Annotated in this window: 12 protein-coding genes; 7 read left to right on the forward strand and 5 right to left on the reverse strand. The window is 73.1% G+C overall.

Features of this window, described 5'->3' with window-relative positions; translation table 11 throughout:
* Positions 1–125 precede the first annotated feature (125 nt).
* On the reverse strand, positions 126–1,460 hold the full coding sequence (locus ACLQ22_RS22640; RefSeq protein WP_425694080.1) for a hypothetical protein: 1,335 nt from the start codon (positions 1,458–1,460) through the stop codon (positions 126–128).
* Positions 1,461–1,720: 260 nt separating this feature from the next.
* Here ACLQ22_RS22640 and ACLQ22_RS22645 point away from each other — a divergent pair, with 260 nt between their 5' ends.
* The 3 genes from ACLQ22_RS22645 (at position 1,721) to ACLQ22_RS22655 (ending at position 3,548) form a co-directional block, all read left to right on the forward strand.
* Positions 1,721–1,912: a helix-turn-helix transcriptional regulator gene (locus ACLQ22_RS22645; RefSeq protein ID WP_121399264.1), complete on the forward strand. Its 192-nt coding sequence runs from the start codon at positions 1,721–1,723 to the stop codon at positions 1,910–1,912.
* Positions 1,902–2,330: a hypothetical protein gene (locus ACLQ22_RS22650; RefSeq protein ID WP_425694081.1), complete on the forward strand. Its 429-nt coding sequence runs from the start codon at positions 1,902–1,904 to the stop codon at positions 2,328–2,330. Before ACLQ22_RS22645 ends, ACLQ22_RS22650 begins: the two co-directional genes overlap by 11 nt.
* Positions 2,331–2,504: 174 nt before the next feature.
* The gene (locus ACLQ22_RS22655; protein WP_425694082.1) at positions 2,505–3,548 is read left to right on the forward strand and encodes a hypothetical protein; all 1,044 of its coding nucleotides are present in this window, start codon (positions 2,505–2,507) and stop codon (positions 3,546–3,548) included.
* A gap of 97 nt (positions 3,549–3,645) precedes the next feature.
* On the opposite strand, the gene ACLQ22_RS22660 is transcribed toward ACLQ22_RS22655, so the two are convergent.
* Genes ACLQ22_RS22660 through ACLQ22_RS22670 form a run of 3 tightly spaced genes read right to left on the reverse strand, consistent with a single transcriptional unit; the run spans position 3,646 to position 6,065 of the window.
* Complete coding sequence (locus ACLQ22_RS22660; protein ID WP_425694137.1) at positions 3,646–4,110, reverse strand: hypothetical protein; 465 nt, start codon at positions 4,108–4,110, stop codon at positions 3,646–3,648.
* A complete protein-coding gene (locus ACLQ22_RS22665) occupies positions 4,085–4,723 on the reverse strand; it encodes an RNA polymerase sigma factor (RefSeq protein WP_425694083.1) in 639 nt (212 codons plus the stop codon). Before ACLQ22_RS22665 ends, ACLQ22_RS22660 begins: the two co-directional genes overlap by 26 nt.
* Before the next feature lie 31 nt (positions 4,724–4,754).
* A complete protein-coding gene (locus ACLQ22_RS22670) occupies positions 4,755–6,065 on the reverse strand; it encodes a S8 family peptidase (RefSeq protein WP_425694084.1) in 1,311 nt (436 codons plus the stop codon).
* A gap of 186 nt (positions 6,066–6,251) precedes the next feature.
* Here ACLQ22_RS22670 and ACLQ22_RS22675 point away from each other — a divergent pair, with 186 nt between their 5' ends.
* The 4 genes from ACLQ22_RS22675 to rox all read left to right on the forward strand — a co-directional run bounded on the left by ACLQ22_RS22675 (position 6,252) and on the right by rox (position 12,751).
* Positions 6,252–8,882, forward strand: coding sequence for a CHAT domain-containing protein (locus tag ACLQ22_RS22675; protein ID WP_425694085.1), 2,631 nt, complete (start codon positions 6,252–6,254; stop codon positions 8,880–8,882).
* Positions 8,883–9,080: 198 nt separating this feature from the next.
* A complete protein-coding gene (locus ACLQ22_RS22680; protein WP_425694086.1) occupies positions 9,081–9,653 on the forward strand; it encodes an ArsR/SmtB family transcription factor in 573 nt (190 codons plus the stop codon).
* Positions 9,650–10,936, forward strand: coding sequence for an MFS transporter (locus ACLQ22_RS22685; RefSeq protein ID WP_425694087.1), 1,287 nt, complete (start codon positions 9,650–9,652; stop codon positions 10,934–10,936). The genes ACLQ22_RS22680 and ACLQ22_RS22685 overlap by 4 nt, the downstream gene beginning before the upstream one ends.
* 330 nt (positions 10,937–11,266) lie before the next feature.
* Complete coding sequence (gene rox / locus ACLQ22_RS22690; protein ID WP_425694138.1) at positions 11,267–12,751, forward strand: rifampin monooxygenase; 1,485 nt, start codon at positions 11,267–11,269, stop codon at positions 12,749–12,751.
* 111 nt (positions 12,752–12,862) lie between these two features.
* Here rox and ACLQ22_RS22695 read toward each other — a convergent pair whose 3' ends face one another.
* Positions 12,863–14,260 (reverse strand): endo-1,4-beta-xylanase, encoded by a 1,398-nt coding sequence (locus tag ACLQ22_RS22695; protein WP_425694088.1) that lies wholly within the window; start codon positions 14,258–14,260, stop codon positions 12,863–12,865.
* Between the last annotated feature and the right edge of the window lie 175 nt (positions 14,261–14,435).

Consider the following 14,435-nt stretch of genomic DNA (forward strand, 5'->3'; position numbering starts at 1 on the left):
CGTGTCCTTTCGACTGTGGACGCTGACGGCCTCCGATTGTGGTCGATGGGTACGCCCCCGGCGTCACGGGGGGCGGCATCGAGTCGACCCACCGCCAGGCGTCGCCGGGGCGGCGCGGCCGCGGCTCAGTGGAAGGAGCCGTAGAAGTCGTTCAGCACGTCGTGCACGTTGTCCCGGTCGAACTTCTCGATGCCCAGGATCAGGGCCAGCAGTTGCGCCGTGTCCTTGGGGATCTGGCACTTCGCCTCGGCGACGAGCTCGTCGAGCATCCAGTGCAGGAGCTGGGCCATGGAAGTTTGAGCGGCAAGGTCGGAGTTGATGGTGAACCGGATGGTGCCGTCCGAGTTGATCACCGTCGAGTGGTTCAGCATCTTCGGCTCGGCCCGCACCACCAGCCGCTCCTCCGCCCGCATCAGCGCCAGCATCGCCGCGTGCAGTGCCTCCATGTACGCCTTGGTCAACGGCGCGTACGCCCGGTCCTGCGGCAGGTCGGTGAGCACGAGAGCGACCGGCTTGGGCAGGTCGGCCCTGGCGAAGTCGAGGCAGGTGAAGTCGTAGGTGCGCACCCACGCACGGGTGATGCGGGACGCGAGCACGGTGTGCAGCGAGTCCATCCGGGGCGCGCTGCGGCCCCGCATGGCGGCCACCTCGGCGTCGGTGGGGAACGGGCCGCCCTCGCCCAACGCCTCGTAGACGGTCTGCTCGTAGTTGGCGGCGTTCTGCAGGGCGATCTGGCCCTGCAGGTAGTAGGCGGCGTTGCGGTGGCGGTAGACGATGTCGACCGTCGGGTTGTCCGCCAGGGTGTGCGTACCCTCGTGCACGAGCGTGGCGGCGAGCTCCCACAGGTGCATCGTCCCGTCGAGCGCGGAGCGACCCACGTTGATGATGGCGGTGTCGCCCTGACCGCTGGCCAGGGCGCCCATCCCGTCGGGCAGCGACAGGTTGCACACGAATCCCGACCGTCGGCCGTCGGTGCGCGTGAGCAGCGCCCGCAGGGCCGTGACCGTCTGCGCGAAACGCGCCTTGGCCACCGATGAGGTGGACCCGAACAGACGCGCGAACGCGGTGTTGACGGCGACGTGCGTGGGACTCCTGTCGTCGTCCATGACGTCGACGATCCTGGTCTTCAGTTCGTCCAGAGCGGCGGTGAGGTGGGGATTGCCGACGACGGAGGGCACGACCCCGTCGAGAGAGTCCTGCACCTCCTTGAACAGGGTGGCCGCCTGGTGCATCGTCGCGCCGCGTTCCGAGATCTGCTGCAGCCAGGTCCCGACGGCCAGGGCGGCGACCTTGTCGAGCCGGGCGGTCAACCGGTCGCGGCGCAGCCCCGCCGGCAGTGCCCGAACGACGGGCCGCAGCCGCTGCAGTTCGCAGGCCATCAGCACCCGGTAGGTCTGGAACACCTCGCGCCGGCCGAGATCGAGTGCCTTCCTGGTCGCTTCGTCGGGAAACGGGAACATGTGGAGGGCTCCTTCGCTCTGCCGGCCCGGCCCGGTCGGCCGAACGCCCGCGAAGAGGTAGCACCCGAAGGGCCGTGGCAGTCAGTAGCGCGTCGGCCATCGGACAGTGAGCGGGCCGTCGCCCGCGGTCCCGGCCGGAACGTCGCCACAGGGCGTCGGTCGGGCCGGCGCGCCCTCACCGGAGACAAGCGAGCTTGACAATCCCGGAGAGTGTCAAGCACGCTTGTCGCGACAAGCTCACTTGACATCAGGGGGTGTTCATGAAGAACGACCTCTGCGCGCTCCGGCTGGCCACCGGGCTGTCCCAGCGCGAGCTGGCCCAGGCGCTGGGCGTCTCGCGACAGACGATCAACTCGATCGAGAACGGCCGCTACGACCCCTCCCTGCCGTTGGCCATCGCCATCGCGCGCCACTTCCACCGCACCGTCGAGGAGATCTTCCATGTCGACTGATCGACACACGGACAGGCGCAGGGCCCTGGCTCTCGGCGTCGGCATGGCGATCGTGGCGCTGCTGATCGCCGTGGGCCTGCTGCTGCGCGAGCACGCGCCCGGGAACATGGGAGTGGGCTTCCTCCTGGGCGCGGCGGTCGGGCTGATCGGGGTCGCGGTGATGGCGTGGCGGCTCAGCAGGCGACCGGACCGCACGACGGCCTTCGAGCGGGCGTGGTCCCAGTCGGGTGACGAGCGGGACGACGCCGTCCTCACCCGCGCCCTGGCCGTGCTCGGGCTGCTCGCGCTACCGCTCACCGGTGCGGCGGGGATCGCGATCGGGCTCGGCGCCGCGGTCGAGATGATGCTGGCGCTGCTGATCCTGGCGGAGATCCTGGTCGGGGCGACCGCCTTCGCGGTCATCAACCGACGCAGTTGAGCGCGCATCCGAGCGCTGTGCGGCTTTCGCCGGCTTGACGGCAACTCCCACCATCTGACATCACCCGCCGGCGGCAGATGTATCTACTCGCATCGATCGGACTCCGTAAGGATGTCCACCCGCCCACGCCACCACCTCGGGGCGAACGGCGATCCCCCATCATCGGGAGGAAATGTGTCTACCAGACTCGCAGGAAGAGCGCGTCGTTCGACGCTCGCCCTGCTCACCGGCGCGGCACTGGCGACGCTGTTGTCCGTCACCGCGGCCGGTGCCGCACCACTGGCCGGCCCGGCGGACGGCCCCGCCACCGCCGCCGCGGTCGACGTGTACATGAAGGACACGGCCGCCGACGTGGGGCTCGAACCGCACGCGCTCAACCCGCTCTGGCAGAGCCCGGACATCAAGGTCTGCCACACCGCCGTCGAGTGCGCGACCAGCCAGAACCCGATCGTCGGCCAGCGGAACTACATCTTCATCAAGCTGCGCAACCCCGGCCCGTACGGCGACAGCGTGATGGAGGAGGGCACGATCTGGATCTACCGGACCACGCCCGGCGGCGGGGCGGCCTGGCCGGGCGCGTGGACGCAGATCGGCGCGATGGCGGTGCCGGTCTACCCGGGCGTCACCTCGGTCACCATCCCGTGGGACAACGTGCCGGGCCCGGGTCACTTCTGCCTGCTGGCCCGCTGGGTCTCCCCCAACGACCCGATGACCTTCGAGGGGCCGGACATCGGCGTCAACACCCGTCACAACAACAACATCGCCTGGCGCAACGTGGACTCGGTGGCGGTGACCGCCGGTGGCCAGGCGCAGACGCGGCCGTTCGCCATCGGCAACACGCTGACCCGGCCGGCCCGCAGCAGCGTGGTCTTCAGCCAGACCGGGGCACCGTTCCAGGCCGCCGGTGGCCGGCTCGTCGCCGACCTCGGCCCGACCCTGTTCGAGCGCTGGGCCAAGGGCGGCAAGGCCGGCAAGGGTGTCCGCGAGGTGGGCCGCAACCAGGTCGAGATCGTCGACATCGGCCAGGCCAGCCTGGACAACCTGGAGCTCAACCCGGGTGAGCGGCTCGCCTTCTCGCTGTACTTCACGGCGACCGTGCCGACCCAGGAGAAGATGGCCGTCGACGTGACCCAGGTGGGCCCGGACACCACCGGCGCCGCGCGGGCCGACCTCGGCGGGGTGCGGTACGACATCACGGTGGCCCCGCGGGCCAAGTAGGCGCCCGCAAGGGGCAGGGGCGGAGGTCGCGGACGGGGCCCGCGACCTCCGTTCCGCCCGTCCGGCCGGTGTCCTCGGGGCCCGTCCGGTGTCCGGCTCAGCGCAGGGTGACCCAGGTGGTTGCCACCGCGTACCCGGCCGTGCGGGCGCAGAGCTGGACCGGACCGGCGGGCGGCATCCCCATCGAGAAGTAGCCGACCGCGTCCACCGGCACCTCCTCGTACGGGCCGACGGAGGTCCGGGCGGTGACCCGCCCTCCCCGGGCCGGGGAGAGCTGCCCGACGATGCCGGTCGGGGTCACCTCGATCTCGACCACCACCGCACCGGTGCGGAACGTCAGCGTGCGCGCCGAGCCGGCGGACCGGGTGAGACCGGCCGGTTCCGGATCGCAGGCCGAGTCGAAGGTCAGCTCGGCGAGGGCCAGTTCGGCGTCGACGGTCCGCCAACTGAACGCGGCGAGGGCCGCGGCCAGGAACTCCTCCGGCACCGGGCCGGAGTCCCGCAGGGCGGCCCTCAACTCGGCCAGCAGGGCGTCGTCAGCGGCTGGCGGCCACGGCTCCATCCCGGTCACCTCCGCTCCCCTCGTCGCCGGGACGCGCCCTGAGGAACGGGGCGAGTGCCGGACAGTTCCGCAGCTTGCGCAGGCACCGGGCCTGGCTCGGACCGACGCTACCCACCGGCATGCCCAACCGGGCGCCGATCTCGCGGTAGCTGACCGGCGGATCGGCCATCAGCAGCGCCAGCAGGTCCCGGCAGCGCGGCGGCAACTGCGCGAACGCCTCCCGCAGCGCCTGCTGCCGCTCGGCACGCAACAGGTCCTCGTCCGGGGTGACCGGATCCACCAGCAGGTGGGCACCGACGTGCCCGTCGACCGAGTCGTCGTACGGGTCGAACGGCTGGGTCCGCCGGCCGAGGCGAAGCAGCCGGTAACACTCGCGTCGGGTGGTGGTGATCAGCCAGGCGGGCAGGGCGTTCGACTCCCGCAGCCGCCCCAGGTGCTCCACCGCACGCAGCCAGACGGTCTGGTTGACGTCCGCCGCGTCGACCTGGTCGAGTCCGTACGACCGGATCACCGAGAGCACCAGTGGGGTGTAGCGGCGCACCAACTCACCCCACGCCCGCTCGTCACCGCAGGAGGCGGCGGCGACCAGCCCGACGGTGCCGCGCTCGCTCACCGGGACGACGCCCGGCGCGCCGATGCCGACCTCACGCGACGAGTACGCCGTAGTCGGGATGCCAGCGCGGGCCGGCGACCAGCGCGGCTCGGGCCGCCTCCGCGCCGAGTCCGGCGCTGGTCATCAGCGCGGCCAGCCGGCCGGCGACGTGGCCGGTGGCGAACGAGGTGCCGGCCCAGGCGGCGAAGCCGTCGAAGTACCGGATCGGTTGTCCCGGCAACTGGAGCCGACCCCTGACGTAGGTGCTGCTCCGATCCCCCAGGGCGCAGGCGTCCACCCACGACCCGTAGCTGCTGTACGGCGCCGGCACCGGGCCGGTGGAGCCGGCGCTCACCGCGCCCACCGCCAGGACCCGGTCCAGGGCGGCCGGCCAGGCCGGCCGGCTGCTGCCGGCATTGCCCGCCGACGCCACCACCGCCCTGCCGGGCAGCCCGACCAACGCGTTGACCACGGGCAGCGGGGGCTGGTCGTCCTGGGTGAAGTAGCCCAACGAGAGGTTGACGACCGACACCTGCGGACCGAGCCGGCCGAGGGCGGCGACCAGCATCTCCTCGTCGCCGACGCCGGTGGCGTTCAGCGCGGCCTCGGGATCGAAACGTACGCCCGGCGCGGCCTGCCGGACCACTCCGGCGACGAAGGTGCCGTGACCACCCTGCAGCGCCAGCACGTCGGCGCCGACGTAGACCGCGTCCTCGTCGTCGACCTCGGGAAGATAGCTGCCGGCCAGCCACTGCGGATGACGGGAACCGGCCTGCCGCCAGATGCCGGTGTCGCAGATCCCCACCGTCACTCCCGCGCCCTCACCCACGCGCGCCGGATCCGGCGCCGGCAGCGCGGCGGCGACCCGGGGCGGACCGCCCGGGTTGCCCATGATGTTGCCGAAGCCGAGCAGGGCGTGGTGCGGCTGGACCAGGGGCGCCGGCTGCCCGGGCCACTGCTGCGGGTCGCGGAGCCTGGTCACCACCGACGGGATGTCGGTCTCGGCGGCGAAGCGGAGCCGGGCGACCCCGCCGAAGCCGACGCCCTCGGTGACCGGGTGGCCGTAGCTGCGCAGCCGACTCACGACCCGCTGCACGTCCGGGTGGGCCACCAGCAACTGCCGGGGCCGGTAGAGGAACTCCCGGCCCTCGACGGCGTACCTGCGCAGGTCGGGGTCGGCGGCCAGGGCCTCCAGGAAGACGCGCTGGTAGGCCGCGTCGGGTGACTCACCGGCGGCGGCCGGGCCGCCCCGCCCGACGGGACCCAGCGGCGCCGCCGCGGCGGCCAGGGTGGACCAGGCCACGACCTGCCGACGGGACAACCCGGTGGGCGGGCGCGACGCGAGGGAGTCGTCAGACGGCACCGGTCCTCCAGGCGGTCGAAGATGCGTGGTCGGCGACGGGCCGGGCGGCTACGGAAGCGCTCTCCGAGGCACCGGACGATTATTTCAAAGGATAGTCGGGTGTCAATTGATCGTCGGCCAGGCGACTGATGCCCGTCCACCCCGACGCGATTGACCGGGCAGCGCGACTGCGGGATTCTTCTTGGCATGGCCGACAGCGCCGTTCCCGGTGCCGTCCCGGCCCAGGCCGCGCTCGACGCCGTCCAGCGCTACCCCCGCGAGGCGATCGCGATCGCCCGGCAGGTCCTCGTCGCCGGTCACCCCGACGCCGACGAGCGGTCCACCGCCGAACGCGCCATCGGGCTGGCCCTGCGGGAACTCAACGACCTGCCGGGGGCACTACGGCACCTGCGCCGGGCGGTGCGGGTCACCGACTCGCCCCGGGTGCGGGCACTGGCCCGGATGAGCCTCGGGTACGTCCTGGCCAACGCCGGACGCACCGGCGCGGCGCTACGCGCGGTGACCCTCGCCCTCCCCCGGTTGACCGGCGCCGACGCCGGCCGGGCCCGGATGCAGCGGGGCGTCGTGCTGCACTACCGGGGGCGGTTCGACGAGGCGGTCCGGGACTACGGCATCGCGGTGGAGATCGCCCAGCGCGAGGGCGACCTGCTGCTGGAGGCGCGGGCGCGCAACAACCGCGGACTGCTCAACGCCCACCGGGGCACCAGCCGGGACGCCGACGACGACCTGTTCCGCTCCGCGGCCATCTTCAGCCGGCTCGGGCTCGACCTGGCCGCCGCCGACACCCGCTGGAACATCGGCATCGCCGCAGGCCAGCGCGGCGACGTCGCGGGCGCGCTGCGCACCTTCGCCACCGTCGGCGACGAGTACCGCCGGTTGTCGGTGCCCCGCCCGGCACTGCTGTTGGACCGGTTCGAACTGCTGCTCTCGGTGCCGCTGGTCGACGAGGCGGTCGAGGTCGCCACCTCCGCCGTGACGGAGCTGCGGCGGCGGGGCATGGCCTCGGATCTCGCCGAGGCGCTGCTGGCCCGGGCCCGGGCGGCGCTGCTCGCCGGCGAGCTGGACACGGCCGCGACCGCCGCCGCCTCATCCCGGGCCCGCTTCCGCCGCCAGGGACGCCGCATCTGGGCCGCCTTCGCCCGGCACGTCGAGCTGCGCGCCGAGTTCGCCCGGGGCGCCCGGTCGACGGCCCTGCTCACCGCCATGGTGCGAACCGCCGGGCAGCTCGACGCCACCGGCTGGCCGTCGCCGGCACTGACCACCCGGATCGAGGCCGCCCGGCTGGCCGAGGCGATGGGCCGGCCCGCCCGGGCGGCCGAGCTGCTGGCGGTGGCGGCCCGCGCGCACCGCCGGGGCACCGCGCCGCACCGGGCCCAGGGCTGGTACGCGCTCGCCCTGCGTCGTCGGCTCGACGGTGACCTGCGGGGCGCGGCCCGGGCCCTGCGCCGGGGACTGGCGGTGCTCGACGGGCACCGGGCCTCCCTGGGCGCCACCGAGCTACGCGCGCACAGCGGCGCGTACGGGCACGAACTGGCCGCCGAAGGGCTGGACATCGCCGTCCGCACCGGCACGCCCGCCCAGGTGCTGGCCTGGGCGGAACGCTGGCGGGCCAACGCCCTGCGGATGCGCGCGGTGCAGCCGCCCCAGGACCCCGAGCTGGCCGCCGCCCTGGCCGAGCTGCGGATGGTCAGCACCGCCCTGGAGGACGCGCTGCTCGCCGGGCATCCCGTGCACGCGCTGCGGCGCAGCCAGGGCCGACTCGAACAGCGCATCCGGGAACTGGCCCGGGGCGCGGACGGCGGGGCCCGGGAGTCGGACGGCGGCGGCCTGGTGGCACCGCCCACGGTTGGCGCCCTCGCCGCCGCGCTCGGTGACGCCGTACTGCTGGAGCTGGTGGCGCACGGGCCACGGCTGCGGGCGGTACTCGTCCGCGGCGGCCGGACCAGCCTGCACGACCTCGGCCCGCTCGACGAGGCGCTGGGCCGGGCCCGCCTGCACCGGTTCGGCCTGCGCCGGCTGGTCACCACCGGCGACTCAGCCGACACCCGGGCCGGGGTCGAGTTCGCCACCACCGCACTGGACCGGCAGCTCTTCGACCCGGTACGCCGGCTGCTGGGCGACCGGCCACTGGTGATCGTCCCGATCGGCGCGCTGCACGCCGTGCCCTGGTCGGGCCTGCCGACCTGTGCCGGCCGGCCGGTGACCGTGGCGCCCTCGGCGACGGTCTGGTTGCGCGCCGTCGGCCGGATCGTCCCGGCCGGCCCGCCGGTGCTGGTGGCCGGACCCCGGCTGCCTGCCGCCGAGACCGAGGTACGCCAGCTCGGCGCGGCCCTGTCCGGCTCCCGCTCCCTCACCGGCTGCGCTGCCACCGCCGACGCGGTGACCGACGCGTTGAACGGGACCGGGCTGGCGCACATCGCCGCGCACGGCACCTTCCGCGCCGACAACCCGCTCTTCTCCACACTGGAGCTGGCCGACGGGCCGCTGACCGCGTACGAGTTGGAACGGCTGACCCGCCCACCGGGCTGCGTGGTGCTCTCCGCCTGCGACTCCGGCCTCTCCGGCGTCCGGCCGGGCGACGAGGTGATGGGCTTCACCGCCGTGCTGCTGGCCCTCGGCACCCGCAGCCTGATCGCCACCGTGTTGCCGGTCCCGGCCGACCTGACCACCGCGCTGATGCTGGACCTGCACCGGCGGATGCGTGCCGGTGCTGCGCCGGCGGTGGCGCTCGCCGAGGCCCAGCGCGCGTTCGACACCGACGGCGGCGGTGCCGCCCATGCCACGGCCGCCGCCTTCGTCTGCTTCGGCGCCGGCTGACCGCGGGGAAAGACCGCGACACCCGTGTCCGCGGGCACGGACCTGCCCGGCCCCCCGAGGACCTGCCAGAGGCCGTGAAGCGGGCTGTCGGGCAGTAGCTGTGCAACGTCGATGTCACGAGAATCCCCGTCACACGCCGCGTACCCGCCATACACAAGGGTTCTTGTGCTTCATTTCTTGTATATCTAGTCTGGTGCAATGACGGATGATTCGACCCTGCACCTCACCGATCCCCGTGCCATGCGGGCGCTCGCGCATCCGACGCGGCTGCGCCTGCTCGGCGAGCTGCGGGTCCGCGGCCCGCAGACAGTCGGGGCGCTCAGCGAGGTCACCGGCGAAGCGGTCGGTTCGGTCAGCTACCACCTCAGCAAGCTGGCGGAGCACGGCTTCGTCCGGGAGGTCCCCGAGCTGGCCCGCAACCGGCGCGAACGTTGGTGGCGGGCGGCGCACACCCGCACCTCCTGGGAGCCGGTCGAGGCCCTGGCCGACCCGGAACGCAAGGCCGCCTCCGACCTGTTGCGCCGCGCCATCCTCGACCGGTACGTCGACCGCATCCGGACCTACCTCGACGCCGAGGCCACCCTCGATCCGGAGTGGGTACGCGGCACCACCAGCAGTGACTCCACGCTGCACCTGACCAGCGACGAGCTGGTGGAGCTGCGCGCGGACCTGGCGGCCCTGGCCGAACGCTGGCGCGCCCGCAGCGACGCCGGCCGAGCCGACGCCCGCACGATCGCCCTCATCTACCACGCATTCCGGGACCCGCGATGACACCGGCCACGTCACGCCGGGCCCCGCTGCTCGGGCTGCTGATCGGCCACGCGGTCTCGCTGACCGGCAACATGCTGACGCTGATCGCGCTGCCGCTCCACGTCCTGGCCGAGACGGACTCCCTCGCCGCCACCGGGCTCGCCGGCGCGTTCGCCACCGCCCCGGTCGTGCTCGGTGGTGCCTTCGGCGGCGTGCTCGTCGACCGGATCGGCTACCGCCGGGCCAGCGTGCTGGCTGACCTGGTCTCCGGCGTGACGATCGCCGCCGTACCGCTGCTGCACGCCACCGTCGGGCTGCCCTTCCCGGCGCTGCTCGCCCTGGTCTTCGTCAGCGGTCTGCTCGACACCCCCGGTCAGACGGCCCGAACCGCGCTGCTGCCCGAGGCGGCGGCCGCCGCCGGGGTGCCGATCGAACGGGCGATCGGCTGGTTCGAGGCCACCGAACGCGGTGCCCGCCTGCTCGGCGCGCCGGTGGCCGGCCTGTTGGTCGGCACGCTCGGCGCGTTGACCGCCTTGGCAGTGGACGCGGTCACGTTCGCCGTCTCGGCGGCAGCGGTCGCGGTGCTGGTGCCGACGAGCCTGCGGCCGGCCGACAGCCCGACGGCAGCTTCCGGCGGCTATTGGCAGGACTTCATGGCCGGGCTGCGCTTCCTGATCCGCGAACCACTGCTGCGTGCCATGGTGCTGCTGGTGCTGGTCACCAACCTCTTCGACGCCACCAAGAGCAACGTGCTGCTGCCGGTCGTCGCCGCGCGGGACCTCGGCGGGGCCACCGCGTTCGGCCTGCTGGTCGGCGCGATGGGCGGCGGCGCGTTGGTCGGATCGCTGCTTTTCAGCGCCGTCGGGCACCGGCTGCCCCGCCGGGCCACCTTCGTCACCGCCTTCGCTGTCGCCGGCGCCCCGCCCTTCTGGGCCCTCGCCGCCGCCCCGCCGCTGCCCGTGGTGGCCGCGGTCTTCGCGGTCGCCGGCCTCGCCGCCGGCGCGATCAACCCGCTGATCGGCGCGGTGAAACTCGAACGGGTGCCCGCGCTCATGCGGGCGCGCGTGTACGGCGTGATCGGCGCAGGCGCCTGGGCCGCCATGCCGCTCGGCGCGCTCGCAGCCGGCCTGGCCGCCGACCGGTTCGGCACCACCTCCACCCTGCTCACCGTCGGCACCTGCTACCTGCTGGTCGTGCTCACCCCGCTGCTCGGCGGCCCCTGGCGGACGATGCGACGACCCCCGGTTCCCGAGCAGCGGCAGCCGGAGGGAACGGCCACGACCGCCGAGGCCCGGCCCGGCTGACGCCCGGGGGCCCCGACCCTGATCTTCCCGCGGTGCTGGGAGGGGCTGTACGACGGCGTACCGGGGCGGTTCGGGCGATGGCGATTCCGCAGGGACCTGACCCGCCGGCAGGGCGGTGCTGCCGGGTATCGACGCCGGCCGGCGAACTGTGGGCCTCGGCTGCGCGTGCTGGCCTGAGAACACGTGTGCCGGCCTGAGAACAACAAAGGCAAGGAGGAGAACTCCTTGCCACTATTAACGTATACCGCACCCCCGGGCTTGCGGCAAGACCCCGGTCGTGGCGCACAATCGTCGGCCGAGCGCAGGAATTGGCACGCCATGGGGGAATTCATGTTCGATGTGATCATTGTCGGCGGCGGGCCGACCGGCATGATGCTGGCAGTCGAATTGCGGCTGCGGGGCGTCGACGTGCTCGTACTGGAGAAGGAGGCCGAGCCTCCGCCGTTCGTGCGGTCGCTCGGGCTGCACGTACGCAGTATCGAGGTGATGGATCAGCGAGGGCTGTTGGAGCGGTTCCTCGAGAACGGCACGCGGTACCCGATCCGGGGATTCTTCGCGGGTATCGAAAAGCCCGCTCCCACCGGGCTGGACACCGCCCACGGATACGTGCTCGGCATTCCGCAGACGCTCACCGACCGGCTGCTCGCCGAGCACGCGGCCGACGTCGGAGCCGAGATCCGGCGCGGCTGTGCGGTGGTCGGGCTGGAGCAGGACGACGACGGCGTGACCGTCCACCTTGGAAGTGAAACTGCCACGCCGCTGCGGGCGCGGTTCGTCGTCGGCTGCGACGGTGGGCGCAGCACGGTCCGAAAACTGCTCGGGGTCGGATTCCCCGGCGAGCCGTCGACAATCGACACGCTACTGGGCGAGATGGAGGTGACCGCGTCCCCGGACGACATCACCGCAGTGATGACCGAGGTGCGCAAGACCGAGAAGCGCTTCGGGATCGGGCCGTCGGGCAAGCCGGGGGTGTTCCGGGCGGTCGTGCCGGCGGAGGGCGTGGCCGAGGACCGTTCGGTGCCGCCGACGCTCGGGGAGTTCACGCGCCAGCTGCGCAGGTACGCCGGCACCGACTTCGGCGCCCACTCGCCCCGCTGGCTGTCGCGCTTCGGCGACGCGACCCGCCTTGCCGAGCGCTACCGCGTCGGACGGGTGTTTCTGGCCGGGGACGCCGCGCACGTCCACCCGCCGATGGGTGGGCAGGGCCTCAACCTCGGGATCCAGGACTCGTTCAACCTGGGTTGGAAGCTGGCGGCGGCCGTCAACGGCTGGGCGCCGGACGACCTGCTGGACAGCTACGGGTCCGAGCGGCACCCGGTGGCCGCCGACGTGCTGACCAACACCCGTGCACAGATGCAGCTGACGACCAACGAGCCCGGGCCGCAGGCCGTCCGGCGGTTGTTGGCGCAGCTGATGGACCTCGACGACGTCAACCGGTTCCTGATCGAGAAGATCACGGCGATCAGCATCCGGTACGACTTCGGTGCGGGCCATGCCCTGCTCGGGCGGCGGCTGCGCGACGTCCAGCTGACGCACGGGCGCCTGTTCGAGCTGATGCGCGCCGGCGGCGGGCTGCTGCTCGACCAGACGGGGCGGCTCTCGGTGGACGGCTGGGCCGACCGGGTCGACCGCGTCGCCGACAGCAGCGGAGAGCTGGACGTGCCGGCGGTACTGCTCCGGCCGGACGGGCACGTCGCGTGGGTCGGCGAGGACCAGCAGACGCTCGATGTCGCGCTGGCCAGGTGGTTCGGCGCGCCCGGCCGCACCGGCCGGATCAGCCGAGCGCCGGCCGCCGGAGTTCCTACGGCCGGGTGAGGGACGCGTCGAGGACTGCGGACGCCGTGGGGTGCCGGTGCGCACGGTGTGCGGCGCGTGCGACGCCGACGGCCCGGCGCGGGAGAGCATCCGCGCCGGGCCGCTGACGGGTCAGCTCGCGGTGCAGGTGGGCGTGCCGGTGGGACCGGTTCCGGTGCCCTGGAAGCCGAACTCGGTGACGGCTCCGGCGGAGAGTCGGCCGTTGTAGTCGACGTTGTGGAACGTCACGGCGCCGCTGGCCCCGGTGGCGCGTGCGCTCCACGTGTTGGTGACCGTCGCGCCACCCGGCAGGGTGAGCGCGACCGCCCAGCCGTTGATCGCCGCGGCGCCCGCGGTGACGCGTACCGTGGCGACGAAGCCGCCGCTCCACGAGTTCAGTGACACCGTCGCGGCGCAGTCGCCGGAGGGCGGCGGGGTGGTGGGCGGCGGGGTCGTCGGGGGTGCGGTGGTGGGCGGCGGGGTGGTGCCGCCGTTGAGGGCGTCGAGGGTGGCGGTGTACGCCGGCTTCTTGTTGCCGTTGCCGTCGAAGAGCAGCGGGGTGCCGCTGGCGCGCCAGGAGTCCGTGTCCCGGATGCCCCACACGGTGATGCCGGTGCAGCGGGTCACGGCGAGGCAGGCGCGCACCACCCGGCCGTAGTTGTCGGCCTGCGTCTGGCCCGAGCCCTCGATGTCCAGCTCGGTGATCTGCACGTCCACGCCGAGGTTGGCGAAGCGTTGCAGGTTGGCCTGGTAGTCGGCGGGCACCGGGGAGGCGCTGTTGAAGTGCGACTGGAAGCCGACGCAGTCGATCGGCACGCCCCGGGCCTTGAAGTCCTGCACCATGGCGTACACCGCGTTGCTCTTGGCGTTCTGCCCGTCGGTGTTGTAGTCGTTGTAGCACAGCTTCGCGTTCGGGTCGGCGGCGCGCGCGGCGCGGAACGCCACCTCGATCCAGTCGTTGCCGGTGCGTTGCAGGTTCGAGTCGCGGCGGGCCCCGCTGCCGCCGTCGGCGAACGCCTCGTTCACCACGTCCCAGGAGTGGATCTTGCCACGGTAGTAGGTCGCCACCTGGGTGACGTGGTTGACCATCGCCTGGCGCAGCGCGCTGCCGTTGAGGTTCTGCGCCCACCCCGGCTGCTGGGAGTGCCAGGCCAGGGCGTGGCCGCGCACCTGCATCCCGTTGGCGCGGGCGTGGTTGACGATCCGGTCGGCGTTGGCGAACGTGAACTGGCCCTGGGACGGCTCGGTGGCGTCCCACTTCATCTCGTTCTCCGGGGTGACCGAGTTGAACTCCCGGTTGAGGATCCCGACGTACGTGGCGTCGGAGAGCTTGTTGGCCGCCACCGCGGCGCCGAAGTAGCGTCCCTTCTCGGCGGCGGACGCCCCCAGGGTCGTCCCGGCGCTGGCGCCGGACGCCACCGCCACCGTCGTCGCGACGACGGAGAGACCGACCACGACCGACGCCAGCGCGACGCGGGGCCGCCGGCGGGTCACCGGGCGCCCGCTGGCACGGGCGAGCGAGTTGTCCATGGCAGAGCCTTTCGATGAGCCGAATGGATGGGGAAGGCCGCCTCGGCAACCGCCCGCCACGGCGTGGGGCCGGTGGAGTGGTCGCCCGGAGACCACACCGCCGTCAGAATCCTCGACGCCGTGAGTTGATCGAAGCCCTTCCATCGGACCGTATCGGAACATGTCCGGAACCTCA

It is taken from the genome of Micromonospora sp. DT178 (genome assembly GCF_049841695.1).
Lineage (GTDB): Bacteria > Actinomycetota > Actinomycetes > Mycobacteriales > Micromonosporaceae > Micromonospora.